A 26,597-nucleotide genomic window follows, 5' to 3' on the forward strand; every position below is an offset into this window, starting at 1 on the left:
CACAGGGCCGTGGCCGGCGGTCGGCCGGGGCGCGTGTCCCACAGGGCCGTGGCCGGCCGCCGGCCCGGGCGCGCGTCCTACAGGGCCGTGAGCACGCGCGGGCCGTCGTCCGTGATCGCGACCGTGTGCTCGGCGTGGGACGCGCGGGAGCCGTCGAGCGTACGGATAGTCCAGCCGTCCCGCGCCGTGTAGTGGTCGTCCGTGCCGCCGCCGATGAGCATCGGCTCGATCGCGAGCACCATGCCGTGCCGCAGCTTCATGCCGCGACCCGGGCGCCCCTCGTTGGGGACGCCCGGGTCCTCGTGCATGGTCCGGCCGATGCCGTGGCCTCCGAAGCCGTCCGGGATGCCGTACCCCGCACCGCGGCAGACCCGGCCGATCGCGTGCGCGATGTCGCCGATCCTGTTGCCGACGACGGCCGCCTCGATGCCCGCCGCCAGCGCCTCCTCCGCCGCGGCGATCAGCCGCGTGTCCTCCGGGCGGGCCCGGCCGACCGTGAAGCTGACGGCGGAGTCGCCCGCCCAGCCGTCCAGGAGCGCCCCGCAGTCGACGGAGACGAGGTCGCCGTCGGCCAGGCGGGTCCCGTCCGGGATACCGTGCACGATCGCGTCGTTCACGGAGAGGCACACGACCGCGGGGAACGGCACCGGAGCCCAGTCAGGGTGGTAGTCGAGGAAGGGCGATCCGGCGCCCGCCTCCGTCAGGACCTCCCGCGCCGCCCGGTCCAGCTCGGTGAGCGCGACACCGGGCGCCGCCTTCTCCCGCACGGCCGCCAGGGCCCGGGCCACCACCCGGCCCGACTCGCGCATCGCCGCCAGGGACTCGTTCGTCTTGATCTCCACCATGCCAATTACTATACCGGTATTAGAATGGCGTCATGGTGCGCACACCCCTGACCCCCGAAGAGCGCGAGCGCGGCGAGCGCCTGGGCCTCCTCCTGCGCTCGGCGCGCGGCGAGCGGTCCATGGTCGAGATCGCGGCCGCGGCCGGCCTGTCCGCCGAGACCCTCCGCAAGATCGAGACCGGGCGGGCCCCGACACCCGCCTTCTTCACCGTCGCGGCCCTCGCCGGGGTCCTCGACCTCTCCATGGACGAACTCGTGGTGCTCTGCACCCCGGCTCCGGCTCCGAATCCGGCCCCGGTCCCGGCCGCGCACCCGGCTCCGGCCCAGGCACCGGCCCCGGTCTGACGGGGCCGGGCCCGCCCTGTCCGGCAGGGGCGGGCCGACGTCTCAGAGGGAGACGGCCAGCTGCACCCGGCTGTGGCGCGGGCGCTCGATCTCGTCCAGGAGCGCGAGCGCCAGATCGGCGTGCCCGATGCGGCCCGGTCCCTCCACGACGGTGCCCACGGCCGTCCGGTAGGCGCCGGTCCGCTCCGCCTCCGCGTTCAGGTCCAGCGGTGGTACCACCATCAGCCAGTCGAGCTCAGGCCCCGCCTCGGCCGCGAGCAGCTCGAACTCGGCCACATGCCCCTGGGCGAAGGCGCGCCACGCCTCGGGGAACTCGGGCGCGTCCATGAGCCGCACCCCGGGCGCGGTCTCCAGCGTCGTCGCGATCCCGAGCGTGAGGAGCCGCCGCACCTTCGCCTCGGTCAGGCCCGCGACCAAGGCCTTCGCCGCAGCAGTGAAGTACTCCTCCGAGGGCACGTCCAGGCGGGCGGCCGCGTGCACCACCGCGTCGTGGCCGGCCGCGAGCGCCGCCACCGAGGCGGCGTCCGTCGCGTCACCCCGGACGAGTGCGACCCCCTCACCCTCCAGATCACCGTGAACGGCCGGGTCGCGGACCACGGCCGTCACCCGGTGACCCCGGGCCACCGCCTCCGCGACGGCCGCCCGGCCGACCCGCCCGCCGGCGCCGAAGACCGCGATGCGCACGCTGGTGCTCTTGTCGTCACGGCTGTTGCTGTTGCTGCTCTCGATGTCCATGCCCGGACCGTAGAACGGAGGTCCCTGGTTACTTCAACGGTACTGGGCTAGCGTCGGCCCCATGCCTGATCAGCCCACTTCCGCCGCGCCGTTGGACGCCTCCCGCTTCGGCGACCCCGACTGCGCCGCGAGCCCGGCTCAGCCCTTCCGCGTCGGCGACAAGTGGACCGGCATGGTCCTGCGCTGCCTGGAGGACGGCACGCCCCGCCGCTTCTCCGAACTGCGCGTGCCCCTGCACTGGATCACCCCCAAGGTCCTCACCGAGACCCTCCGCTCCATGGAGCGGAACGGCTTCGTCACCCGGACCGTCCACGACGAGAACCCGCCCCGCGTCGAGTACGCCCTCACACCCCTCGGGAGCTCGCTCATCGGACCGCTCGACACGGCCTGCGACTGGGCCCGCGCCCACGCCCCCGCCATCACCGAGGCCCGCGCCTCGTACGAGCAGGACAGCCCGGTGGCGTAGCACCGGATGCGGGTCCGGACGGCAGAGGCGAGCGTGGAGCCGTGCACCTTCGTTCGTCGCCCGGGGGACCCCCGCCCGCGCCTCCCACCCGGCCCCGGCCCGACCGCGTCCCTCGCCTAGGCTCCCGCCCATGATGCCCGAGGAACTGCGGCGCGGCCGCTACGTGAGCCTGACGACCTTCCGCAAGAACGGCACGGGGGTCGCGACGCCCGTCTGGTACGCGGTGGAGGGCTCCGAGCTGTACGCGTGGACCCGCACCGACTCCTGGAAGGTCAAGCGACTGCGGAACGACCCGCGGGTCGAGGTCGCCGTCTGCGACGTGCGCGGCAACATCGCCGAGGGCGCCACGCGCTTCCCCGGCGAGGGCCGGCTGGTCGAGGGGGAGGAGCTGAGCCGGATCCGGGGCCTGCTCTCGCGCAAGTACACCTGGCAGTACTGGCTGACCGACGTACCGGCCATGATCGTCCGGCTCGGCAAGCGCCCGCACACCGGGATCGTCGTGCGCCTCGACTCCGGCGAATCCACCGACTGAGGCACCCGCCCGAAAACGGACCGTAGTCGTCCCGTAACACGACTGCGGTCCAATACCCGCGGACCGGAAGGTTCCAGTCGACGGCGGGGCAGGTGCGGAAACGTGACGGTACATCAACTCCCGGTGGAAGTGGCGACGTTCGCGCACTGGCTGACGGAGCTCGCCTCCCGTCTCCGGCCGGACGCCGGCTGGTACGGGGTCTTCGCCGAACGCGACCCGGAAGGGCTGCGGGCCTGCTTCGACGGCACGGAGATCCTGCCCTGGGACGTCGTCGAGTCGCTGCTCCAGGACGCCGGGGAGCCGGGCGACGGGCCGCTCGCCGCCCGGGGCCGGGCGCTGTACGCGGCGGCGGCCACCGCTCACGACCGGCGCCCCGGCGGGGCCGCCGCGCTCGCCGAACGCCGCGACCTGATGGAACAGGAGCGCCGGTACGCCGAGTCCCGCGCCCGCGAGCTGGGGGAACGGCTCAGCGCCGCCGCCGGGGCGGCCGAGTCGGCCGGCCTGGAGAACGACCTCGCCTGGATCCGCGACGACCACGCCCGCGCCGCCGCCCGCGTCACCGAACTGACGACGCGACTGTCCCGCCTCGGGGGAACCGCGGGGGGCCCAGCCCTGGCGCCGGTCGCCGCCCGGACCTCGGCTCCGTCCTGGGCCTCCGACGCGGCCCGCGCTTCCGCCTCCGCCCAGGCGTCGGCACCGGGGGCTTCCGGTGCGGCCCGCGCTTCCGCCTCCGCCTCCGAGTCCGCCTCCACCCGGGCGTCGGCACCGGACTCCGCCGCGGCGCACGTCATGCGCCGCCCCCGGGGCGCCCGGTACGCCTGGCTGGAGGAGAGTGGCGAGGGGCCGGCACCCGCCGTCGCCGTTCCCGTACTACCGGCCGGGGGAGCGGCTCCCCGGGGCGCGCGGTTCAGGGGCGGCGGTGAGTCCGGCGCGGCCGCCGCTCCGGCCCCTGCCCCTTCCTCCGCCTCCGCCCCCGCCTCGGCCTCCACCTCCACCTCCACCTCCACCCCCGCCTCCGGCGAGGCGGCCCCCGGCGAGACCGGCCGTGTCGCCGCCAATGCCGTCTACGCGCTCCAGCGGCTCCGCGCCCAGGGCCGTAGCGGCGAGGCGCACGCGCTGCTCTGCGAGGCACTCGCCGGTCCGCCGGACCGGCTGCCCGCCCTCGCGGCGGAGCTGCACCGGGCCGGCCTCGGTGCCGACTGGTCCACCCTGCTCTGGGAGGCCGCCTCGCTGCCGCCCGGCCGGCTCGCCGCCGTCGCCGGGGTCCTCGCCGACGCGGGCCGGGCCGCCGACTGCGACCAGCTCCTCCGGCAGGGCGTGGCCCGCCCGGTGGAGGAACTCGCCGGGGCGTGCGCCGCCCTGCGCGCCGACGGCCATCACCGCGAGGCGCACGCGCTGCTCACCTCCTTCGTCCGGCTCCGGACCCCCGAAGACGCGGCCCGCCTCGCGGGCGCCGACCCGCGCGGGCTCGTCCCCCGGCTCCTCGACGCGGCCCGCGCGGTGTCCGCCGCGCGGGAGCGCGACCTGCTGCACGCCCTCCGCGTGGCCGGCCTGGCGGGTGTGAAGGGCGCCTGATCTGAGCGGGGACGGCCGCCTGCAGGCGCTTGTCATTACTTGCGGGTACGTGTCGGTACGTGTCCGACGTGGACCACTCGGGTATGAAACATGATCGACGCCGCCGCTTCGCGACGGTGGTCTTGCTCCGGGGTGTGACGGGGCTTACGTTCTCCTCCTACGCCCCGCGTCTACGGGCGTAGAGGCTCTCTGACGCCGTGCCGAAGGAGCAGCTCATGACCGACGTCGTACGCGCCGCACTCGTCCAGGCGACCTGGACCGGCGACACCGAATCCATGATCGCCAAACACGAGGAGCACGCCCGGGAGGCCGCCCGGCAGGGCGCCAAGGTGATCGGCTTCCAGGAGGTGTTCAACGCCCCCTACTTCTGCCAGGTCCAGGAGCCGGAGCACTACCGCTGGGCCGAGCCCGTCCCCGACGGCCCCACCGTCCGGCGGATGTGCGAGCTCGCCCGGGAGACCCGGATGGTGATCGTCGTCCCGGTCTTCGAGGTCGAGGGCGAGGGCTTCTACTACAACACCGCGGCCGTCATCGACGCCGACGGCACTTACCTGGGCAAGTACCGCAAGCACCACATCCCGCAGGTCAAGGGCTTCTGGGAGAAGTACTACTTCCGCCCGGGCAACGCCGGCTGGCCCGTCTTCGACACCGCCGTCGGCAAGGTCGGCGTCTACATCTGCTACGACCGCCACTTCCCCGAGGGCTGGCGCCAACTCGGGCTCAACGGAGCCCAGCTGGTCTACAACCCCTCGGCCACCCACCGCGGCCTCTCCTCTCACCTCTGGCAGCTGGAGCAGCCCGCCGCCGCCGTCGCCAACGAGTACTTCGTCGCCGCGATCAACCGCGTCGGCCAGGAGGAGTACGGCGACAACGACTTCTACGGCACCAGCTACTTCGTCGACCCGCGCGGCCGGTTCGTCGGCGAGGTCGCGTCCGACAAGGCCGAGGAACTCGTCGTCCGCGACCTCGACTTCGGCCTCATCGAGCAGGTGCGGCAGCAATGGGCCTTCTACCGGGACCGCCGGCCCGACGCGTACGACGGGCTGGTGCAGCCGTGAGCAGTCTCTTCGACCGGCACAAGGCCGTCATCCCGGACTGGGTCGCCCTCTACTACCGCGACCCCATCGAGATCACCCACGGCGAGGGCCGCCACGTCTGGGACGCCGAGGGGCGCAGGTACCTCGACTTCTTCGGCGGCATCCTCACCACCATGACCGCCCACGCCCTCCCCGAGGTCACCAAGGCCGTCGCCGAGCAGGCCGGGCGGATCATCCACTCGTCCACGCTCTACCTCAACCGGCCCATGGTGGAGCTCGCCGAGCGGATCGCCGGCCTCTCCGGCATCCCCGACGCCCGCGTCTTCTTCACCACCTCGGGCACCGAGGCCAACGACACGGCACTTCTCCTGGCCACCGCGTACCGCCGCTCGAACCAGATCCTCGCGATGCGCAACAGCTACCACGGCCGGTCCTTCTCCACCGTCGGCATCACCGGCAACCGCGCCTGGTCGCCGACGAGCCTCTCCCCGCTCCAGACGCTGTACGTGCACGGCGGCGTCCGCAACCGCGGCCCGTACGCCCAGTACGACGACCAGCGGTTCGTCGAGGCCTGCGTCGCCGACCTCGAAGACCTCCTCGGCCACACCCGGGACGTCGCCGCCCTCATCGCCGAACCCGTCCAGGGCGTCGGCGGCTTCACCTCCCCGCCCGACGGCCTGTACGCCGCGTTCCGGCGCGTCCTCGACCGGCACGGCATCCTCTGGATCGCCGACGAGGTGCAGACCGGCTGGGGCAGGACCGGCGACCACTTCTGGGGCTGGCAGGCCCACGGCCAGGCCGGACCGCCCGACATCCTCACCTTCGCCAAGGGCATCGGGAACGGCATGTCCGTCGGCGGGGTCGTCGCCCGCGCCGAGATCATGAACTGCATCGACGCCAACTCCATCTCCACCTTCGGCGGTTCGCCGATCACCATGGCCGCGGGCCTGGCCAACCTCTCCTACCTCCTGGAGCACGACCTCCAGGGGAACGCCCGCCGCGTCGGCGGCCTCCTCCTCGAGCGGGTGCGGGCCGCGGCCGCCGGCGTGGACGCCGTACGGGAGGTGAGGGGCCGCGGCCTCATGATCGGCCTCGAACTCACCGAGCCGGGCACCGACCGCGCCGACCCTGAGGCGGCCTCCGCCGTCCTGGAGGCGGCCCGGGAGCGCGGCCTGCTCATCGGCAAGGGCGGCGGTCACAACACCAGCACCCTGCGCGTCGCCCCACCGCTCTCGCTCACCGTCGCCGAGGCGGAGGAAGGCGCGGCGATCCTCGAAGAGGCGCTCGGAGTCCTGTAGTTCACCCTTCTCAGGCAGGAGAGTCCCGTGAGCACCCGTACCCTCATCCGGGGCGGTCTCGTCGTCACCGCCGCCGACGAACTCCACGCCGACGTGCTGATCGAGGACGGCCGGATCGTCGCCCTCGCCGCCCACGGCTCGGACGTGGCGGCCGGCTGGACCGCCGACCGGACCATCGACGCCACCGACCGCTACGTGCTGCCCGGCGGCGTCGACGCCCACACCCACATGGAGCTGCCCTTCGGCGGCACCGCCGCCTCCGACACCTTCGAGACCGGCACCCGCGCCGCCGCCTGGGGCGGCACCACCACCATCGTCGACTTCGCGGTCCAGACCGTCGGCCAGAGCCTGCGCGAGGGACTCGACACCTGGTACGCCAAGGCCGACGGCAACTGCGCGATCGACTACGGCTTCCACATGATCCTCTCCGACGTGAACGAGCACACGCTCAAGGAGATGGACCGGCTCGTCCAGGAGGGCGTGAGCTCGTTCAAGCTCTTCATGGCGTATCCGGGGGTCTTCTACTCGGACGACGGCCGGATCCTGCGCGCCATGCAGCGCTCCGCCGACAACGGCGGGCTGATCATGATGCACGCGGAGAACGGCATCGCCATCGACGTCCTCGTCGAGCAGGCACTCGCCCGCGGCGAGACCGACCCCCGCTACCACGGGGAGGTCCGCAAGGTCCTGCTGGAGGCCGAGGCCACCCACCGCGCGATCCAGCTCGCCCGGGTCGCCGGCGCACCCCTCTACGTCGTCCACGTCTCCGCGGAGGAGGCGGTCGCCGAGATCGCCGCCGCCCGCGACAAGGGGCTGCCCGTCTTCGGCGAGACCTGCCCGCAGTACCTGTTCCTGTCCACGGACAACCTCGCGGAGCCGGACTTCGAGGGCGCCAAGTACGTGTGCAGCACCCCGCTGCGGCCGAAGGAGCACCAGGCGGCGCTCTGGCGAGGCCTGCGGACGAACGACCTCCAGGTGGTCTCCACCGACCACTGCCCCTTCTGCTTCGTCGGTCAGAAGGAGCTGGGCCGGGGTGACTTCTCGAAGATCCCCAACGGGCTGCCCGGGGTGGAGAACCGCATGGACCTCCTCCACCAGGCCGTCGTCGACGGGCACATCTCACGGCGCCGCTGGATCGAGATCGCGTGCGCGACCCCGGCCCGGATGTTCGGCCTCTACCCGCAGAAGGGCACCATCGCGCCCGGCGCGGACGCGGACGTCGTCATCTACGACCCGCACGCCACCCAGGTGCTGTCGGCCGAGACCCACCACATGAACGTCGACTACTCGGCGTACGAGGGGAGGACGGTCACCGGTCAGGTGGAGACGGTCCTCTCGCGCGGCGAGGTCGTCATCGACCACCGCAAGTACCTCGGCCGCGCCGGCCACGGCACGTTCGTGCCCCGCTCCACCTGCCAGTACCTGGGCTGAACCGCCCCGGAACCTCACCGCACCGACTTGAACTTGGAGGTCCCGCGTGGACTTCGGACTCGTCCTGCAGACCGACCCGCCCGCCTCGCAGGTCGTCGGGCTGATGCGCCGGGCGGAGCGCAACGGTTTCCGTTACGGCTGGACCTTCGACTCCGCCGTGCTGTGGCAGGAACCGTTCGTCATCTACAGCCAGATCCTCGCCAACACCACGAAGCTCCACGTGGGCACGATGGTGACCAACCCCGGGACGCGCACGTGGGAGGTCACCGCCTCCACCTTCGCCACGCTCAACGACATGTACGGCAACCGCACGGTGTGCGGCATCGGCCGCGGCGATTCCGCGATGCGCGTCGCCGGCCGCAGGCCGAACACCCTGGCCCGCCTCGGCGAGGCCATCGACGTCATCCGCGACCTCGCGGAGGGCCGCGAAGCGACGGTGGACGGCAACGCCATCCGCATCCCGTGGATCAAGAACGGCAAACTGCCCGTCTGGATGGCCGCCTACGGCCCCAAGGCCCTCGCCCTGGCGGGCGAGAAGGCGGACGGCTTCATCCTTCAGCTCGCCGACCCCTTCCTCACCGAGTGGATGGTCAAGGCGGTCCGCCAGGCCGCCACGGACGCCGGCCGCGACCCCGACGCCCTCACGATCTGCGTCGCCGCCCCCGCCTATGTCACCGCCGACGACTCGCCCGAGGCCCTGGCGCACGCCCGGGACCAGTGCCGCTGGTTCGGCGGGATGGTCGGCAACCACGTCGCCGACCTCGTCGCCAAGTACGGCGAGCACTCCTCGATGGTCCCCGAGGAGCTCACCGCGTACATCAAGGACCGGCACGGCTACGACTACTCCCACCACGGCCGCGCCGACAACCCCGACACCACGTTCGTCCCCGACGAGATCGTCGACCGCTTCTGCCTCCTCGGCCCCGCCGAGACCCACATCGAGAAGCTCCGCCACCTCAAGGACCTCGGCGTCGACCAGTTCGCCGTCTACGACATGCACGACAACCGCGAGGGCACCATCGACGCCTACGGCACCGACATCATCCCCGCGATCAACGCCTGACGCGGGGCCGCCGAACCTCCGTACGGCCGGTACGACGTGGTGCCGGCCCACCGAAGAATGTGGGCAGCGGCCCACCACCTTCCCCTACCGCAGGCTCGTTCTGCGCAGCTGTGAGTGGCAAGTGCCATGTTGTGTGGGAGGGGTCCGTGGCGAGACCGACCAGCAGGCCTGCGACGGCGAGCAGTGGCAGGGGCCACCAGGGAGGGGTTGCCTGGAAGCCCAGCGCCTTGGGCAGGTCGGTGTAGGTCCACGGCTGGAGCTCACTACGTGGCGGGCGCCGCGCGGGGGCGGGCTCACCGCCTTTGTGCGGCGGTGGCGTGATGGTCATTCAGGCGGGCCGAAGTCCTCGTCGGGCGGCTCACACGCATGACATCCACACCGGCTGTGCCTGCCGACGGGGGCCGTCCCCGGGGTGCGCACCGCTTTCCGGTCGGTCCGGCGGAGACCGTAGGCTCTGCGCATGGCGGATATGCAACCGGACGGGGCAGTACGAGGGCCGGGGCGCCCGCGCGAGGAGCGGGTCACCGGATCCGTCCTGAAGGCGGTCGTGGACCTGGTCACGGAGCAGGGGATCGGGGCGGTCACGATGGATGCCGTGGCCTCACGCGCCGGAGTGAGCAAGCCCGCCATCTATCGACGGTGGCCCACCAAGCAGGATTTGATCATCGCCGCCGCGGAGACCCGGATCGGCATCCTGTCGGTGCCCGACCTGGGCGACTTCCGCGCCGAGCTCCGCTTCGTCCTCACCGCTCGTCTGGAGGCCTACCGGCTGCCGGGTTCGGACCGGCTGATCGCGGGGCTCATCGGGGCGGCGGCCGAGGCGGGCGCGGTGCGGGGACGGTACGCGGAGTACACCGAGCGGATCACGAGCGAGACGAGGCGCATCCTCGAACGGGGGATCGCCCGCGGTGACGTGGGTCCGGACACCGATGTCCGGGCCGCGGCCACGTTGGTGGCCGCACCACTGATCTTCCGGCTGATCGGTGAGCAGGAGATGCCTGACGCCCGTTTCGTGGACAACCTGGTCGATCTCGTCGCCCGCGCCGTCGGCCCGGTCGGCTGACGGCTTCCGGCGGCGACTCCAGACTCTCCTTTTTCCCACCTCAGGCCTCTTGCCTCACCGCACCCTAATAACGATACTCCCAGTAACGATTTTCGGTCTCGTCAGGGAGGAACCATGGACACCGCCGTCACCACCCCCGCCCCCGCGCTCGACAAGCCGCTGATGCACTACGGGAAGCGCACCCTCGACCGCATCGCGCCGGACGCGGTCCAGCCCGACTACCGGCTCCTGGACATCTGCCCGCTCACCCCGCACATCGGTGCCGAGGTCGACGGCGTCGACCTCTCGCTCCCGATCGGCGAGGAGCTCGCGGAGGAGATCAGGAAGGCCCTGCTGGAGTGGAAGGTGCTCTTCTTCCGCGACCAGCACGCGTTCGAGCCGCAGTCCCAGCTCGCGTTCTCCGGGCTGTGGGGCCAGCCGGAACCGAACCCCTTCTTCCCCAAGGGCAACTCCACCGGCGTCTCCCGCCTGGCCAAGGACGCCATGGCCATCGGCACCGAGAACATCTGGCACAGCGACCACTCGTTCATGGCCGCCCCGGCACTCGGCTCCGTGCTGCGCGCCGTCGAGGTCCCGTCCGCCGGCGGCGACACCATGTGGGCGGACATGGCGGCCGCCTACGACAACCTCACCGAGTCCGTGAAGGCCCGGATCGAGGGGCTGACCGCCGTACACGACTGGGAGCCGAGCTGGGGCTCCGTGATGACCGCGAGCCAGATCGCCGCGCTCCGTGAGAACCTGCCGGCCGTCGAGCACCCGGTGGTCGTCCGCCATCCGCGCACCGGCCGCAAGCTCCTCTACGTCAACGAGCCCTTCACCACCCGGATCGTCGGACTGTCGGACCCGGAGAGCCGCGAACTCCTCGACGAGCTCGTGCTCCAGGCCCGCATCCCCGAGTACCAGGTGCGCTTCCGCTGGCAGCCGGGCTCGGTCGCGGTGTGGGACAACATCGCCACCCAGCACTACGCGATCAGCGACTACTTCCCGCAGCGCCGTGTCATGGAGCGCATCGCCATCGCCGGCGTCCCGCTCTCCTGACCGACCTCCCGCCCCCTCCACCCTTCCCCATCCAGTCTCCGCGGAGTCCTTGTGACCGACACCGACGTCGCACCCGCTGTGCCCGCCGGCCCCCCGAAGGTGCCGAGCAGAACGAGACGCCGCGCCTGGACCGTCACCGCGCTGCTCGTCGTCTTCATGATGATCAACTTCGCCGACAAGTCCGTGCTCGGTCTGGCCGCCGAGGAGATCCGGCAGGACCTCGGCCTGTCCGCGTCGACCTTCGGGCTGGCCAGCAGCGCCTTCTTCCTGCTGTTCTCGCTCTCCGGGGCCGCGGTGGGGCTGCTCGCGGACCGCATACGGCCCAAGTGGCTGATTCTGGCCATGGCCGTCCTGTGGTCCGTCTCCCAGGCACCGCTGGCGGTGGGCGGAGGGCTCGCGGTGCTCATCACCTCACGCGTTCTCCTGGGTGCCGCCGAGGGACCCGCCTTCCCCGTCGCCCAGCAGGCCACCCTGTCCTGGTTTCCCAACCACCGGCGCAACCTGCCCGGAGCCGTGATCGTCCTGGGAATCACCCTCGGGGTCCTGGTCGCCGCTCCCGTACTGACATGGGTGATCCAGCACCACGGCTGGCGCTCGGCCGTCGCCGCGGTGGCGCTCGTCGGTGTCGTGTGGGCGCTGCTGTGGATCCCCCTCGGCGGCGAGGGGCCGTACGCGGCCGCGTCGGACACGGAGCACAGACCGGCCGGTCCGACGGGCGGGCTCGGGAGGCCGTACCGGCGCATCCTCGCGACCCGTACCTGGATCGGTGCCACGGCCGCCTACTTCGGCACGTACTGGGTCATCGCCTTCGCCCTCGTCTGGCTGCCCTCGTACCTCCAGGACGCGCTGGGCTACACCTCGGCCGGGTCCACGCGGGTGCTGATGCTGGTCTGGGGTCTTGGTGGCGTCGTGGTGCTCGGGCAGGCCGGCCTCACCGGATGGCTGCTGCGCCGCGGGACCCCGAGCCGTTGGGCCCGTGGCGGAGTCGGCGGCGTACTGCTACTCGCCGGCGCGGCGGCATGCCTCGCCCTGCCGGTGGCCCCGGCCGGTGCCGTGACCGCCGTGCTCGTGGTCGCGGGATTCGGGCTCGCCGGGGCGATGAGCAGCGTCGCCGTCACCACCGTCACGGAACTGGCTCCGGCCGATCGTCGCGGCGGCGCCCTCGGCATCATGAACGCCGTGGTGACCACCGCGGGCCTGATCGCCCCGACGCTGATCGGTCAACTCGTGGACGCTCACGGTACGGAGGGCTACCAGCACGCGGTGCTCATCACCGGCGCCGTGCTCCTGCTGAGCGGAACCGCCGCCCTGACGTTGATCGACCCGGACCGCGACGCCCGCAGGCTGTCCGCGTGACCCCACGCGTGCCGTCCGCTCCGCACGCAGCGCGCGGAGCGGGCCCCGCCCTCCCCACTCCCGACCTTCCACAAGGAACGACGTTGAACACCAGCGCCCTCGACACCGACTTCCTCGATCGCACCGTGGCCCACGTGCGCGGCAACGCCGCGTCCTGGTCCGCCACCCCGCTCACCGAACGCATCGCCCTCCTGGAGCGGTTGCAGCCGCGCGTCGTCGCACGGGCGGCCGAGATGGCCGGCGCGGGCGCCCTGGCGAAGGGGTACGGACCGGACTCGCCGTGGGCGGCGGAGGACTGGATCGGCGGCCCCTGGGCCCTGGTCCAGAACGCCGCGGCGCTGCTGCACGTGCTTCGACGAATTGCCGCGGGCAAGGATCCGCTGGACGCCAGGAGGGTCCGCGAGGAGAACGGCCGCACCCGCGTGGACGTCTTCCCCGCTACCGCCTGGGACTCCCTGCTGCTCAACGGGTTCACGGCCCACGTGTGGATGCGCCCCGGCGTCACGGCGGAGCAAGCGGGGACGTGCGCCGCGGGCGAGTACCGCGGCAGGCAGGGAGACCCGGCCCTGGCCCTGGTGCTCGGCGCCGGCAACGTCGCCGCCATCACCGCGCTGGACATCCTGCACAAGCTCTACGCCGAGGGCCAGGTCGTCATCGCCAAGATGAACCCGGTCAACGCCTACCTGCGCCCCCACTTCGATTACGTCTTCGCCGAGTTCGTCGAACGGGGCTGGCTGCGCTTCGTCGACGGCGGCGCGGCCGAGGGCGGCTACCTCGCCCGCCACGCAGGCGTCGACGCCATTCACGTCACCGGCAGCGACCGCACCCACGACGCCATCGTCTGGGGCACCGACGAGGACGCCGAGCGACGCCACCGTGACGACCTCCCGCTGATCGCCAAGCCCTTCAGCAGCGAACTCGGCGGCGTCAGTCCCTGCATCGTGGTGCCGGGCCCGTGGAGCGATGCCGACGTCCGCTTCCAGGCCGAGCACATCGTCACCAGCAAGATGAACAACTCCGGCCACAACTGCATCGCCAGCCAGATCCTGGTCCTGCCGCGCGACTGGGACGGCACCGAGCGGCTGCTCGACGAGATCCGGCGACTGTTGCGCGACCTGCCCTCACGCACCGACTACTACCCGGGCGCGGCCGACCGGCTCGCCGCCGTACGCGCGGCGCATCCGGCGGCGGAGACCCACGGCGACGGCTGCCGACTGCTCGTGCCCGACATCACCGACCACGAAGACCTCCTCGTCCTCGACGAGGTCTTCGGCAGCGCCCTCGGCGTCGTACGCCTGCCGGGCACGGATCCGGCCGAATTCCTGCGCCACGCCGTCGACTTCGCCAACGACACCCTGCCCGGCACCCTCGGCGCGACCCTGATCGTCCACCCGAGGACCGAGAAGGCACACCGGGAGGCCGTGGCCACCGCCATCGCCGATCTGCGCTACGGCACACTGGGCGTCAACTGCTGGTCGGCCGTGGGCTTCCTGCTCGGCTACACCCCCTGGGGTGCCTTCCCCGGCCACACCCGCCAGGACATCGGCAGCGGCATCGGCTTCGTGCACAACGCGTTCATGCTGGAAGACGTCGAGAAGACCGTGCTGCGCGCCCCGTTCACGCCGGCCCCGCGTGGACTGGTCACGGGCGACCCGTCGCTGTCGCCGCGCCCCCCGTACTTCCTGACCCACCGCACGGCGCTGACCACGGTGAAGCGCCTCACCCGCTTCACGGCGGCGCCGCGCCTGTCGAAACTGCCCGCGCTCTTCGCCGCCGCGCTGCGGGGCTGACCCCCGGCCCTCGGCGTCCCACGGATCCGCCACGCCCATGGCGCCCGCCGAAGCATCCCCTACGGAGACCTCATGCTCAATCTCGCTGCCCTGCTGGAGAACAGCGCCCGCGCCGTGCCCGACCGTTCGGCGGTTGTCCTCGGCACCCAGCGCCTGACCTACGCGGAGCTGGACGCGGCCGCATGCCGCGTGGCCAACCTGCTGCACGCGCGCGGCATCGGCCCGGGCGACAAGGTCGCGCTGTCCTGCCCGAACCTCCCGTGGTTCCCGATCGTCTACTACGGCATCCTCAAGGCCGGCGCCGTGGTCGTCCCGCTCAACGTGCTGCTCAAGGGCCGTGAGATCGCCTACCATCTGGCCGATTCCGAGGCCAAGGCCTACTTCTGCTTCGAGGGCGGCCCCGATCTTCCGACAGGCCAGGAGGGCTGGGCCGGCTTCGGCGGGACGCCCGGCTGCGACGACTTCTTCCTGATGACCGCCGCACCCACCGAGAACTCCCCGATCGCAGGCGCCGAGACCCTGACCGCGGCGCTGGCCCACCAGAGCGCGGACTTCGAGACGGTGGCCACGGAGCCCGGTGACACGGCGGTCATCCTGTACACCTCCGGTACCACGGGCCGCCCCAAGGGCGCTGAGCTCACCCACTCCAACGTGATGCTCAACGTGCTGACCTGCCACAAGCTCTTCGGCGAGGTCGAGCACGACGTGCACCTGATCAGCCTGCCGCTCTTCCACTCCTTCGGCCAGGTCGTGCAGATGAACGCCGGCCTCGCCGCGCGGGCGACGCTGGTACTGCTGCCCCGGTTCGACGCCCGGTCCGCCCTGGCCCTGATGCAGCGGCACGCGGTCACCTTCTTCGCGGGTGTTCCCACGATGTACTGGGCCCTCCTCGAAGCGGAGGCACCCGAGGCGGACCTGTCGCAGATCGCCGGGAACCTGCGGATGGCCGGGTCGGGAGGCTCCGCGCTGCCGGTCGAGATCCACCGCCGGTTCAGCGAGCGCTTCGGGGTCACCATCATGGAGGGGTACGGCCTCTCGGAGACCAGCCCGGCGGCCACCTTCGCCCCGCGCGGCGAAGAGGTACGGCCCGGCTCCATCGGCCGCCCTGTCTGGGGCGTGGAGGTGGACCTGGTCGAAAAGGACTGGACCCCGGTCAAGGGCGCCGACGCGATCGGCGAGATCGTCGTCCGCGGCCACAACGTCATGAAGGGGTACTACAACCGGCCCGAGGCGACCGCCGAGGTGATGCGCAACGGCTGGTTCCGCACCGGTGACCTTGCACGCCGCGACGCCGACGGCTGGTTCTACATCGTGGACCGGGCCAAGGACATGATCATCCGCGGTGGCTTCAACGTGTACCCGCGGGAGATCGAGGAGGTCCTGCTCACTCACCCCGCCGTGAGCATGGCGGCCGTCATCGGCGTGCCGCACGACCGCCACGGCGAGGAGATCAAGGCCTGCGTGGTCCGTGCCCCGGGAGCGACGCTCACCGAGGACGAGCTGATCGCCTGGTGCAAGGAGGAGATGGCGGGCTACAAGTACCCCCGCCTCGTGGATTTCCGCGACGTCCTGCCCACCAACGCCACCGGCAAGATCCTCAAGCGCGAGCTCAGGGACGAGGACGACCCCGCGGACGACCACGGGACCGACGGGGCTCGATGAGCGACGTCCGCCCTCGGGCCTGAGAGGACCGAGGGCGGACGTGTGGCGTCATGGAACCATCTCGTACGTGCCCGACAGGTCCAGACGTGCCGTGGGGGAGTGACGAGGAGGCGAGCAGCTGCGGTTCAGCCGGTGCGTTGGAACGCCGGCGGGGTCCAGTCGCCGGTGAGGGCGGGCTGCTGGGGCCAGTACAGGCGCAGGAAGACGTTGAAGCTTCCGGCGGGGGCGGGGAGCCAGTTGCTCTCGCGCTCGGGTCCGGGGCTGTCGTGCTGGACGTGGATGTCCAGGGATCCGTCGGGGTTGGTCCGCATGCCGCTGCGGTCGCCGATCGCGTACCGGTTCAGCGGGTTGTCGGCGAAGAGCTGGCGCTCGTTCATCATCGTGAGGGACCAGAAGCCGTCGACGGGCGGGGTCTTCCCGGCCTCGAAGTGCAGTACGTAGGCGTGGGCACCGTCGAGGGGCCGGCCTTCGGCGTCGGTGGTCGCGTGCGGGTACAGCGCGTCGGCGTCGAGGTTGGCTCCGTAGCCGAACCGGGTGATGACCGCGCGCTTGGCGTAGTCGGTTCCGTAGTCCCCCAGTCCCCGGTGCACGGCCCATCCGCTGGTCTTCGCGGCCTCGGCCCGGGCGAGCAGTTCGTCCAGGGCCTCCGGGCCGCGCCGTGCGGCCGCGTCCAGGACGGCGAGCTCCTCGGCGGACAGGTCGTCGAGGCTCGCGCCGGGCGCGATGCCGAGTTTGGCGAGGCCGCCCAGGAACGGGGCGTCGCCGGGGTCGGGCGGGTTGTCGACCATCATCCGGTTGAGAAGGGCGAAGTAGTCGCGGCCGCTGAGCGCGTGGACCCGGTCGACGGGCGCCGTCGTGGTGTCGGCGCCGGCGGGCACCGGGACGTCGGTGGGAGGGGAGTAGTCGTCGGGGTCGCCGGTCCACTGCGACAGCGGGATCAGCCGCGTGGCGTCCTGGAGCCGGTTGACGGCCGGGAAGTCCGACGGGCCGCTGGTCGCGTACCGGGCGATGATCCAGTTCACAGCGGTGGGGGACTTCAGCAGGGTCAGGCCGTCGGGAACCGTTCCGGACCAGGCCGGGCCGGCGATCAGGAACGGGCCCGCCGAGGGGCCGTTCCTGCGCCGGCCGACGACGGCGCAGACGTTCGACCAGGCGTCCAGGATCGGAACCATCCAGAACCGGTCGTCGAACTCGGGCAGGGTCAGCACCAGGGGCTGGTCGGACAGGTCGAGCCAGGCGCTGGAGTACAGGGTGTCGGCGTTCGGCGAGACGACCTCGGTGAAGGAGGAGTCCGGGGTGGTGCGCATATAGCAGAACTGGTTGACCGGGGCCTTCCGACGCGCGTCGTCCCGCGCCGGGACCGCCGTCATGTTGCCCTTCGTCACGGCCGCCGTGACCAGCGGATACCCGTAAAGCCATGCCTCCGTGGCCAGCTTCTCCATCGACTCATCCGTCATCGGCTACTCCAGGTGTGTGGACGACCCCCGTTCGGGCCCGACGCTATGAGCCCGGCCCCTCCGCCGCCCGGCGAGTCCGCCGGACGGGTGACGCGGACGAGGCGTCGGATCTGACCGGCAACGAGCGGCGCCGACCGCTCCGCCCAGGCCCAGGAGGCCGCTGACGACCTCCACCTCGCGCGACAGGGCGGCTGATGCCCTTGCTTGCGCGGGTCCGGCACGGACGGACGTGTGAGGGCCCACTACGACGGGTAATTCCCACCGATGCCCTGGTGGTCGGGCTGTTGCGCGATGGCCCGGAGGGCCGGGTCGGTGAACTCTCGATCGATCGGCTCCTGGAGCAGGCCGATCTCCCATCGCACGGAGGCGTGCTGGGACGGCGGCAGGGTGTCGAGCAGGCCGTCGAGCATGGCGTGGAGCCGTCGGCAGACCTGTACGCATGACCTTCCGTACTCGCGGATCTCGCACACGGCGAGCTGAAGGAAGTTCTCCCAGTCACGCCCCGGGAGTACGAGCCGGTTTCGACGCTGCGCAGCAAGGAGAACGCGAAGGCGAACGTCCCGGTGAAGGTCGCCGGCACCGCTTTCGGCAGCCGGTCCCGGTAACCACAGACGCATATAGCGAGGGGGCCTTGGCGTATTGCCGCAGCCTGAATCCCCTGTCGCTGTTTCGTGTGCCATGGGAGCCGGTCCCGGCCGTCAGTCCTTCATCGACCGTGGCGCGACGCACAACCCCCAGATGACGAGGGCGTCGATGGCGATGAACACCAGCGCCCACCACGGCGTGTAGGGGAGCCACATGAAGTTGGCGATCATGCTGAGTCCGGCCAGCCCCACGCCGACGACCCTGGCCCATGTGGCGCCCGTGAACAGGGCGGCGCCGGTGAGCGCGATCAGAATGCCCAGGATGAGGTGGATCCAGCCCCAGCCGGTGAGGTTGAGCTCGTAGACGTAGTTGCGAGTGGCCAGGAACACGTCGTCCTTGGCGATGGCCGAAATGCCTCCGAGCAGCATCATGATGCCGTTGAAGATCATGATGACGGCGGCAAACACCAGCCAACCGCTGCTGTGTGTGTCCGCTCGCCGACCGGGTGAGCTCGTGGGGGTCGTCATGCCAGGCTCCTCCATGTCGTCCGGCCCGGTCCGTCGAGACGTCTCCGCTCGGTCGACCGAATACATCCCATCTGACCCCCGTCGTCCTCCGGACGCACGTCGGCAAGGCGAGAAGACCGGTGGCGCCGCGCCCCCTCGGCGAGGCTGGAAGCCCGCCTTCGCATGTCAGCAGCACGTCAGCGACGTGTCAGCGGGACGTGGGGTGACACCTCAGGACGCCCGCCCGAGGCTCGTCATGTTCCGTCCGGAATCCCACGATTCACGACAGGCAAGCCTTTGCCATGGCGAGGACTTGCCGTCATGAGGCCTTCACGACGGCGTTCACCGGTCGATAGACCCATGCCATGGACTCCCCTTCTCATCCTTCCGCCTTCCGGCGCGGGCGCTGGCAGCTGATTGCGGCGGCCACCGTGGTGCCCCTGCTGGCCTCGGGGCTCGTCGCCCTGCAGGCACCCGCGCAGGCCGCTCCGGCCAAGCCCACCGTCCCCGCCAAGCCTTCGGCGACCCACAAGGTCACCCTGGTCACCGGCGACGTCGTCACGGTCACCACCATGGCCGACGGCAAGCATGCCGCCGAAGTCGACCGGCCGGACAGCGCCGTCGGCGGCGTCAAGATCCAGCAGATCAAGGGCGACCTGTTCGTCATACCGGACGAGGCCGCGCCGCTTCTGGGCGCGGACAAGCTGGACCGGCGGTTGTTCAACGTCACCGACCTGATCGAGATGGGGTACGACGACGCGAAGTCGGCCGCCGTACCGCTGATCGCGACGTACATCCAGCCGAAGTCCCGCGCGGCCGTCGAGCCCACGGCTCCCCGGGGCAGCAAGCTGACCCGAAAGCTCAAGGGCATCCGAGGTGCCGCGCTCAGCACCGAGAAGCGGCAGACCCGCACCTTCTGGACCTCCGTCGCGCCGCAGGGCAGCGACACGCTGGGTGCGGGAGTCGCGAAGCTGTGGCTCGACGGTCGCGTGGAGGCCAGTCTCAAGGAGAGCGTGCCGCTGATCGGCGCGCCCGAAGCCTGGGCCGCCGGGTACGACGGCAAGGGCGTCAAGGTGGCGGTGCTCGACACCGGCATCGACGCCGACCACCCCGATTTCGCCGGCCTGATCGACGGCACGGCCAGCTTCGTGCCGGGGGAGGGCATCACCGACGTCAACGGGCACGGCACGCACGTGGCCGGCACGATCGTCGGTTCGGGCGCAGCCTCCGGAGGCGACAACCAGGGCGTTGCCCCGGGCGCCGACCTGTTCGTCGGCAAGGTGCTCGGCGGTGCGGAGGGCTCCGGCCAGGACTCCTGGGTCATGGCCGGCATGCAGTGGGCCGCCGAGTCCGGTGCCGACGTCGTCAACATGAGCCTCGGCGACTCCTACCCGACCGACGGCAGCGACCCGATGTCGCAGACGGTCGACGCGCTGTCCGCGCAGTACGGCACGCTGTTCGTCATAGCCGCAGGCAACTCCGGCCCGGAGAGCATCTCCGCCCCGGGTGCGGCCGCCTCGGCGCTGACCGTGGCCGCCACGGACAAGCAGGACCGGCTCGCGTCCTTCTCCAGCACCGGTCCGCTGGCCCGGTCCGGCGGCATGAAGCCGGACATCGCGGCTCCCGGCGTGGACATCACCGCGGCCCGCTCGCAGGAGATGACCGGCGGTGGTGAGGGCCTCTACCGCACCATCAGCGGCACCTCGATGGCCACCCCGCACGTGGCGGGCGCAGCGGCCATCCTGGCCCAGCAGCACTCGGACTGGACCGGCACGCAGCTCAAGGAACACCTGATGAGCACCGCGAAGGGTCTGGACGGCGGGTACTCGCCGTACGAGGTCGGCACCGGCCGTCTCGACGTGGCCTCCGCCGTGCGCACGACGGTCCGCGGCACCGGATCGCTCTTCTTCGGCAACCACACCTGGCCGCACCAGCCGAGCGACGTCGCCGTCACGAAGGACCTGACCTACACCAACACCGGTTCCGCCGACGTCACGCTGAACCTGGCGCTGAGCAACGACGGCGGACCGTTCACGCTCGGAGCCACCACGGTGACCGTCCCGGCGGGCGGCACCGCCGCCGTCCCCGTCACCGGTGATCCGCGGACCGCCTCGGCAGGCCGCCACGCCGGCTACGTGACGGCCACCGACGCGGCCACCGGCCAGCCGGTGACCCGCACCGCCGTGGCACTGCTCAAGGAGGAGGAGCGGTACGACCTGAACATCAAGCTGGTCGGACGGGACGGCAAGCCCGGTGTCGGCTGGGTCACGGTCAACCTGGCCGGCGACTTCTGGCCGTGGCAGGTCTACGTCGACGGCTCGACCACCATGCGCATGGCACCCGGCCTCTACACCGTCGCGGGGTACGTCGACGTGGCCGGCGAGAAGGCGGACCGCTCCGGTCTGGCCGTCCTCGTCGACCCGGAGACCGTGCTCGAGGACGGCTCCGCGGACGTGGTCCTGGACGCGAGCAAGGCGAACCTGCTGCAGACCGAGGCGCCGCAGCGCACCGAGGACCGCCAGCGCAAGGTCGACTTCAACGTCCACTACGAGGGCCTCGACCCGTACATGGACTACCGCAGCGCGTACGTGCTGCCGCCGACGTACGACGACGTCTACGTCGCGCCGACCGAGGCGATGAAGCAGGGCGAGTTCATGCTCGTCACCCGCTGGCGCAAGGGCGAGCCGCAGCTCGGCCTGAGCACGCAGGACGGCCGGGTCCGCTTCGACGCCCGGGTGCAGGCGGGCAGCGGGCTGAGCACCGGCACGGAGCGGCTGAGCACCGTCTACGCGGGCAACGGCGCGGTGGCGGCGTACGCGAAGGTCGGCGCCAAGGGCAAGGTCGTCGTCGTCGAGCGCAGCGACGAGGTCTCGCCGCAGGAGCGCACCGAGGCCGCGGTCGCGGCCGGCGCGAAGGCACTGATCGTGGTCAACGACGGTGTCGGCGGTCTGATGGAGTACGTCGGCGAGTCCGCCATCCCGGTCGCCACCGTCCACCGTGACGCGGGCAAGGGCCTCATCGCCATGGCCAAGGCCGGCGTCTTCAGGCTGACCGTGAAGCAGACCGAGTACACGCCCTACGTCTACGACCTGACCCGGGACTACCCCGGCCAGGTGCCGGACCAGCCCCTGGTCTACAAGCCGGCCCAGCGGGACCTCGCCCGGATCGACGCCCACTACTACTCGGCCACGGACGGCAAGCTGTCGGAGGGCTACCGGTCCGACTTCACCCTCAGCCCGTCGTTCAACTTCCCCGAGATGGAATGGCACCCCGGCACCCGCACCGAATGGGTGACCCCCGGCCAGGTCTGGCGCGAGTTCCACGCGCAGGGCGTCGACACCGCCCTGCCCTGGGTGATGGTGTCGGGCGACAACACGTACGCCAAGGGCAGCACCACCCGCCTCAACTGGTTCGCGCCCCTGTCCCGTCCCGGCCAGGGCGAGTCCTTCGGCGTGTACAACTCCCGCTGGCAGAACTACATGACCTGGAACGTCCAGGCATGGGCCTCGGCCAGCGACAACATGCGGCTGGGCGGCTACCTTCCGTGGGGTGAGACCCCGTCCCACCTGCAGGTATTCCAGGGCGACACGCTGATCCACGACAACCCGGTCAGCGGCGACATGCAGTGGGTGGAGGTACCGGCGGGCAACCTGCCCTACCGCGCCGTCCTCGATGTGGAACGGCCCGCTGACGCCTTCCGGCTGTCGACCCGCACCCACACCGAGTGGACCTACATGTCCGACACCGTCGACTCGGACTTCTTCGAGCGGTTCTCGGTGCTGAACCTGGACTACTCGCTGGCGACGGACCTGCACGGGGACGTCGAGGCCGACGAGACCCAGCGGATCGCCCTCAACCCGGTGTCGATGGGCAGCGGCACGGTACCGGGCACCGTCACGACGGTGAAGCTGGACGTCTCGTACGACGACGGCGCCACCTGGCAGAAGGTGACCGTGGCCAAGGGCGCCGGCGGCTACTGGACGGGTTCGTTCAAGACGGCCAAGAAGCCCGGCGGCTTCGTCTCGGTCCGCGCGAGCGCTGGGACGGACGGCGGCTTCAGCGTCAAGAACGAGATCATCCGGGCGTACGGTCTGCGATGAACCGCACTGTCGGGCCCCGGGGAGGCGACTCCCCGGGGCCCTTCCCCTCGCACCCGCTCCCAGCAGGGACTATTCAGGGGCTGCCACCGTGGCGCATACTCTCTCCGCTGCGGCAAGCGGAAGAGAGTCGGTCGCCGATGCTGGACGTTCTGGGCCTCGACCCCGATGACGAGTGTGTCTACCGGGCGCTGCTCGGACGGCCGAACTCCACCGCGTTCCTTCTCGCCGACCTTGCCGTCGTGTCGCAGGCCCAAGTGGACAAGGCGTTGTCCCGCCTCGTCGAGTGGGGACTGGCGACCAGGTCGGCGGACGAACGGTTCACCGCGGCGCCGCCGGCCATGGCCCTCGGCGCCCTCATCAGCCAGCGCCGGGACGGGCTGCGCTTGGCCGAGCACGCCCTGGCGACCTTCGCCGAGGAACACCGTGCGGCGATGACCGGGAGCAGCATCAGCGATCTCATCGAGGTCGTCACGGGCGTCGACGCCATCCGGCATCGCTTCCTCCAGGTACAGCAGGCAGCCCGTACGCAGGTCCGCTCCTTCATCACCGCACCGTTCGTCGCCCTGCCGCCCGACGAGAACACGGCCGAACCCATGGCCATCGGCCGAGGCGTGCAGTTCCGGGCGGTACTGGACCGCGCCGTGCTGGCAGAGCCGGGCATCCTCGACGACGCGATCGATTCCCTGCGCAAGGGTGTGCAACTGCGTGTCGCCGACCAGCTGCCGATGAAGCTCGTGCTGGCCGACGCCGACCTCGGCCTCGTCCCGCTCGCGGTCACATCGGACGGTGAGCCCGGCGCCGCGCTGCTGCACCGCAGCGGACTGCTGGACGCGCTGGACGCTCTGTTCGAGACGGTATGGCGCACTGCCGACCCGCTCGCGCTGTCGGCCACGGAAGGAGCATCCGAACCCACCGTCGAGGTCGGTCCGCAAGGCCCGACCGAGCTCGACCGCAGGATCCTCGCGCTGCTCCTGGCCGGCCTGACGGACCTGGCGGCCGCGACACAACTCGGTCTGTCACCACGCACGCTGCACCGGCGCCTGCGTCATCTCATGGACATGGCCGGTGTCCGGACCCGGATGCAGCTCGGCGCCTGCGCGGTGCGAAACGGCTGGGCGGAGCCCCTTCCCATGTGACCGGCAAGCGTCGGCGAGGTAGAGGTAGTCGATGAAGTGCGGCCGCCAGTCGGCGCCGCCCAGCCGGGGCTCGGGCTGTTGGGGGAAGGCGAGTGCGGGCGTGGCGGGCATGCGGTGAGCGCGGGCGGCGGCCCCACCGCTGTCGACAGCGAAGGACAGCAGGGAGAACGCGAGGACGGTACGAGCCGGGTGCGTCATCCGCGCCGGCATCCTCGACCGCGTCCGCGCAGCCGACACCGCCGACCCGAAGCTCGCCGGCCTGCTGGCCGAGGAGACCTTCGCGAGCGAGATCGCCAACGCCCGGGTGCCGTGGCGGGAGGTCAGCGCCTCCGCCGTCCGCCGCGGCATCCCCACCCCGGCGTTCTCCGCCGCCCTCATCCAAAGCACGGGCAGGTCGTTCTGGGCGAGCCGCGGCGAGATCGCCGGCGTGCTTCAGCGGGTGCGCAGGACGCCCACACGACTCCCAGGGGGTATTTCAACTGATTCAAGCTCTTCATGGCGTATCCGGGGGTCTTCTACTCGGACGACGGCCGGATCCTGCGCGCCATGCAGCGCTCCGCCGACAACGGCGGGCTGATCATGATGCACGCGGAGAACGGCATCGCCATCGACGTCCTCGTCGAGCAGGCACTCGCCCGCGGCGAGACCGACCCCCGCTACCACGGGGAGGTCCGCAAGGTCCTGCTGGAGGCCGAGGCCACCCACCGCGCGATCCAGCTCGCCCGGGTCGCCGGCGCACCCCTCTACGTCGTCCACGTCTCCGCGGAGGAGGCGGTCGCCGAGATCGCCGCCGCCCGCGACAAGGGGCTGCCCGTCTTCGGCGAGACCTGCCCGCAGTACCTGTTCCTGTCCACCGACAACCTCGGTCAGCACGATCCTGCCGGTGGTGCGGCCCGTCCCGCCCGGGGTGTGGGCGGTGACGGGCGGCCCGGGGTTCACCGGGGCGCGGGCTGCAGCCAGGGCCGGCGTCCCGGTCCGGTCGGGTGCGTGCCGGTGACGGCCATGACCACCGAGTACAGGCTCGTCTCGGCGGCGATGAAGAGGCGGTTGCGCTTGGCGCCGCCCCAGGAGATGTTGGCGACGGCCTCGGGGACGTTGAGGCGACCGATCAGGGTGCCGTCGGGGTCGTAGCAGTGCACGCCGTCGTCCATCGCGGCGGCCCAGAGCCGGCCGCCGTCGTCGAAGCGGAGGTTGTCGAAGCGGGCCTTGTCGCGGGCCCAGGCCTCGGCGAACACCTTGCCGTCGGACAGGGTGCCGTCCTCGCGTACGTCGAAGACCCGGATGAAGCCCGCGCGGGTGTCTGAGACGAACAGCTGACGCTCGTCGGGCGAGAAGACCAGGCCGTTCGGCGCGCCGAAGCAGTCCGCGACCAGCCGCACCTCGCCCGTCGCCGGGTCGATCCGGTAGACGTTGTTGGAGCCGATCTCGCTCTCCGCGCGGTACCCCTCGTAGTCGCTGGTGATGCCGAAGTCCGGGTCGGAGAACCAGATCGAACCGTCGGACTTCACCGTCGCGTCGTTCGGGCTGTTCAGACGCCTGCCCTGCCAGCGGTCGGCCAGCACGGTGAGGGTGCCGTCGTGTTCGGTCCGGGTCACCCGGCGGTTCCCCTGCTCACAGGTGATCAATCGGCCCTCGCGGTCGAGGGTGTTGCCGTTGGTGTGTCCGGCGGAGCGGCGGAAGACGCCGACCGCGCCGGTCTCCTCGTCCCACCGCAGCATCCGGTCGTTGGGGATGTCGCTCCAGACCACCTGGCGCCAGGCCGGCACGTAGACCGGTCCCTCGGCCCATCGGCAGCCGGTGAACAGGACCTCCAGCGCCTCGTCACCGTTCATACACCTCCCGGTACGGAACCGGTCGTCCAGCATCTCGTACAGCCCCGGGCGCTCGCCGCTCATGGAGTCCACTCCTTACGAACCTGCCATGTACCGAATCTGAATCGGCTTCAGGTGGATGTTGCAAGATGAGATACTGTTCTGACTAGTCAATTCCGAATGGAGAGTTGTGGATCACATCGACCGGGCGCTGCTGACGCAGCTCCAGCGGGACGCCACCCAGCCCTACGCCGCGCTCGGCCAGGCCGTCGGTCTGTCGGCCGGCGCCGCCCACGAGCGGGTACGGAAGCTGCGCGAGCGCGGCGTCATCCGGCGCACCACGGTCGAGGTGGACCCCGCAGCCGTGGGCAGCGCCGTACTTGCCTACGTCATGGTCGACTCGACTTCCTGGATGGGAGATTCGGCGCAGGACTTCGCCGCGCTCCCCGAGATCCTGGAGGCGCACGTCATCGCCGGCAGCGCCTCGGTCCTGGTGAAGGTCAGGACCGCGACCACCGAGCAACTGCAGGACGTACTGCGCCGGATCTACGCCATCGACGGGGTCAGCGGAACACAGGCCACGGTGGTCCTGGAGACCTTCTTCGAGCGCCCGCTCTCCCTGCCGGCCACCGACCCGTCGTGATCGCCTCGCGCCCGGACGCCTGTCCCACGGGACGGGACGGGCCGGGCGGACGCGGCGGAACCGCGCCGCCACAGGCCCGTTCGGCCTCGATCGGGCCGAGCAGCCCAAAGTCCATGAGCCCCCC

The 26,597-nt window shown here is 71.4% G+C and carries 23 protein-coding genes and 1 pseudogene; 18 read left to right on the forward strand and 6 right to left on the reverse strand.

Annotated elements, in window-relative coordinates; genetic code table 11:
• Positions 1 to 77 precede the first annotated feature (77 nt).
• Entirely contained in the window at positions 78 to 845 is a 768-nt protein-coding gene (map, locus tag IE124_RS05390; RefSeq protein ID WP_189505303.1) for a type I methionyl aminopeptidase, read from the reverse strand.
• 32 nt (positions 846 to 877) lie between these two features.
• On the opposite strand from map, the gene IE124_RS05395 reads away from it, so the two are divergent.
• Positions 878 to 1,189 (forward strand): helix-turn-helix domain-containing protein, encoded by a 312-nt coding sequence (locus tag IE124_RS05395; RefSeq protein ID WP_189505305.1) that lies wholly within the window; start codon positions 878 to 880, stop codon positions 1,187 to 1,189.
• A 42-nt stretch (positions 1,190 to 1,231) separates the two neighbouring features.
• Here the strand turns inward: IE124_RS05395 and IE124_RS05400 are convergent, their stop codons facing one another.
• Positions 1,232 to 1,924 (reverse strand): NAD(P)-dependent oxidoreductase, encoded by a 693-nt coding sequence (locus IE124_RS05400; protein ID WP_189505307.1) that lies wholly within the window; start codon positions 1,922 to 1,924, stop codon positions 1,232 to 1,234.
• Positions 1,925 to 1,985: 61 nt separating this feature from the next.
• Here IE124_RS05400 and IE124_RS05405 point away from each other — a divergent pair, with 61 nt between their 5' ends.
• The 12 genes from IE124_RS05405 to IE124_RS05460 all read left to right on the forward strand — a co-directional run bounded on the left by IE124_RS05405 (position 1,986) and on the right by IE124_RS05460 (position 16,235).
• Positions 1,986 to 2,390: a winged helix-turn-helix transcriptional regulator gene (locus IE124_RS05405; RefSeq protein WP_189505310.1), complete on the forward strand. Its 405-nt coding sequence runs from the start codon at positions 1,986 to 1,988 to the stop codon at positions 2,388 to 2,390.
• Between the two features lie 130 nt (positions 2,391 to 2,520).
• Positions 2,521 to 2,922, forward strand: a complete 402-nt coding sequence (locus IE124_RS05410; RefSeq protein WP_189505311.1) for a PPOX class F420-dependent oxidoreductase — start codon at positions 2,521 to 2,523, stop codon at positions 2,920 to 2,922.
• A gap of 102 nt (positions 2,923 to 3,024) precedes the next feature.
• Entirely contained in the window at positions 3,025 to 4,497 is a 1,473-nt protein-coding gene (locus IE124_RS05415; protein WP_189505313.1) for a UL36 very large tegument protein, read from the forward strand.
• 215 nt (positions 4,498 to 4,712) lie between these two features.
• Entirely contained in the window at positions 4,713 to 5,555 is an 843-nt protein-coding gene (locus IE124_RS05420) for a nitrilase-related carbon-nitrogen hydrolase (RefSeq protein ID WP_189505315.1), read from the forward strand.
• Positions 5,552 to 6,832 (forward strand): aspartate aminotransferase family protein, encoded by a 1,281-nt coding sequence (locus IE124_RS05425; protein WP_189505317.1) that lies wholly within the window; start codon positions 5,552 to 5,554, stop codon positions 6,830 to 6,832. The genes IE124_RS05420 and IE124_RS05425 overlap by 4 nt, the downstream gene beginning before the upstream one ends.
• 27 nt (positions 6,833 to 6,859) lie before the next feature.
• Entirely contained in the window at positions 6,860 to 8,263 is a 1,404-nt protein-coding gene (hydA, locus tag IE124_RS05430; RefSeq protein WP_189505319.1) for a dihydropyrimidinase, read from the forward strand.
• 46 nt (positions 8,264 to 8,309) lie between these two features.
• On the forward strand, positions 8,310 to 9,326 hold the full coding sequence (locus IE124_RS05435; protein WP_189505321.1) for a TIGR03842 family LLM class F420-dependent oxidoreductase: 1,017 nt from the start codon (positions 8,310 to 8,312) through the stop codon (positions 9,324 to 9,326).
• A gap of 460 nt (positions 9,327 to 9,786) precedes the next feature.
• Positions 9,787 to 10,389 carry a TetR/AcrR family transcriptional regulator gene (locus IE124_RS05440; protein ID WP_189505323.1) on the forward strand — a complete coding sequence of 201 codons (603 nt, stop codon included), beginning with the start codon at positions 9,787 to 9,789 and terminating at the stop codon, positions 10,387 to 10,389.
• 114 nt (positions 10,390 to 10,503) lie between these two features.
• Entirely contained in the window at positions 10,504 to 11,427 is a 924-nt protein-coding gene (locus IE124_RS05445) for a TauD/TfdA dioxygenase family protein (protein ID WP_189505325.1), read from the forward strand.
• Between the two features lie 51 nt (positions 11,428 to 11,478).
• Positions 11,479 to 12,783 (forward strand): MFS transporter, encoded by a 1,305-nt coding sequence (locus IE124_RS05450; protein WP_189505328.1) that lies wholly within the window; start codon positions 11,479 to 11,481, stop codon positions 12,781 to 12,783.
• Between the two features lie 83 nt (positions 12,784 to 12,866).
• Positions 12,867 to 14,573, forward strand: coding sequence for an aldehyde dehydrogenase family protein (locus tag IE124_RS05455; protein WP_189505330.1), 1,707 nt, complete (start codon positions 12,867 to 12,869; stop codon positions 14,571 to 14,573).
• A 72-nt stretch (positions 14,574 to 14,645) separates the two neighbouring features.
• Positions 14,646 to 16,235, forward strand: coding sequence for a long-chain-fatty-acid--CoA ligase (locus IE124_RS05460; RefSeq protein WP_189505332.1), 1,590 nt, complete (start codon positions 14,646 to 14,648; stop codon positions 16,233 to 16,235).
• Positions 16,236 to 16,360: 125 nt separating this feature from the next.
• On the opposite strand, the gene IE124_RS05465 is transcribed toward IE124_RS05460, so the two are convergent.
• From IE124_RS05465 to IE124_RS05475, 3 genes are all read right to left on the reverse strand, one after another.
• A complete protein-coding gene (locus tag IE124_RS05465; RefSeq protein ID WP_189505334.1) occupies positions 16,361 to 17,692 on the reverse strand; it encodes a DUF1254 domain-containing protein in 1,332 nt (443 codons plus the stop codon).
• Positions 17,693 to 17,934: 242 nt separating this feature from the next.
• On the reverse strand, positions 17,935 to 18,162 hold the full coding sequence (locus tag IE124_RS05470) for a hypothetical protein (RefSeq protein WP_189505336.1): 228 nt from the start codon (positions 18,160 to 18,162) through the stop codon (positions 17,935 to 17,937).
• A 228-nt stretch (positions 18,163 to 18,390) separates the two neighbouring features.
• Complete coding sequence (locus tag IE124_RS05475; protein WP_189505338.1) at positions 18,391 to 18,804, reverse strand: DUF7144 family membrane protein; 414 nt, start codon at positions 18,802 to 18,804, stop codon at positions 18,391 to 18,393.
• Between the two features lie 344 nt (positions 18,805 to 19,148).
• On the opposite strand from IE124_RS05475, the gene IE124_RS05480 reads away from it, so the two are divergent.
• The 4 genes and pseudogenes from IE124_RS05480 to IE124_RS05495 all read left to right on the forward strand — a co-directional run.
• Positions 19,149 to 22,883: a S8 family serine peptidase gene (locus tag IE124_RS05480; RefSeq protein ID WP_189505340.1), complete on the forward strand. Its 3,735-nt coding sequence runs from the start codon at positions 19,149 to 19,151 to the stop codon at positions 22,881 to 22,883.
• Positions 22,884 to 23,020: 137 nt separating this feature from the next.
• Positions 23,021 to 24,019 carry a winged helix-turn-helix transcriptional regulator gene (locus IE124_RS05485; protein WP_189505342.1) on the forward strand — a complete coding sequence of 333 codons (999 nt, stop codon included), beginning with the start codon at positions 23,021 to 23,023 and terminating at the stop codon, positions 24,017 to 24,019.
• 208 nt (positions 24,020 to 24,227) lie between these two features.
• The gene (locus IE124_RS35995; protein WP_370468735.1) at positions 24,228 to 24,596 is read left to right on the forward strand and encodes a hypothetical protein; all 369 of its coding nucleotides are present in this window, start codon (positions 24,228 to 24,230) and stop codon (positions 24,594 to 24,596) included.
• A pseudogene (locus IE124_RS05495) lies at positions 24,503 to 24,889 on the forward strand (dihydropyrimidinase); the annotation flags it as partial. The gene IE124_RS35995 and the pseudogene IE124_RS05495, both read left to right, overlap by 94 nt.
• Positions 24,890 to 24,954: 65 nt before the next feature.
• Here the strand turns inward: IE124_RS05495 and IE124_RS05500 are convergent.
• The gene (locus IE124_RS05500) at positions 24,955 to 25,914 is read right to left on the reverse strand and encodes an SMP-30/gluconolactonase/LRE family protein (protein WP_189505344.1); all 960 of its coding nucleotides are present in this window, start codon (positions 25,912 to 25,914) and stop codon (positions 24,955 to 24,957) included.
• 106 nt (positions 25,915 to 26,020) lie between these two features.
• Between IE124_RS05500 and IE124_RS05505 the strand changes: the two genes are divergently transcribed.
• On the forward strand, positions 26,021 to 26,473 hold the full coding sequence (locus IE124_RS05505) for an Lrp/AsnC family transcriptional regulator (protein WP_189505346.1): 453 nt from the start codon (positions 26,021 to 26,023) through the stop codon (positions 26,471 to 26,473).
• The last annotated feature ends 124 nt before the right edge of the window (positions 26,474 to 26,597 follow it).

The organism is Streptomyces narbonensis, assembly GCF_014649015.1.
In the GTDB taxonomy this organism is placed as follows: Bacteria; Actinomycetota; Actinomycetes; order Streptomycetales; family Streptomycetaceae; genus Streptomyces; species Streptomyces narbonensis.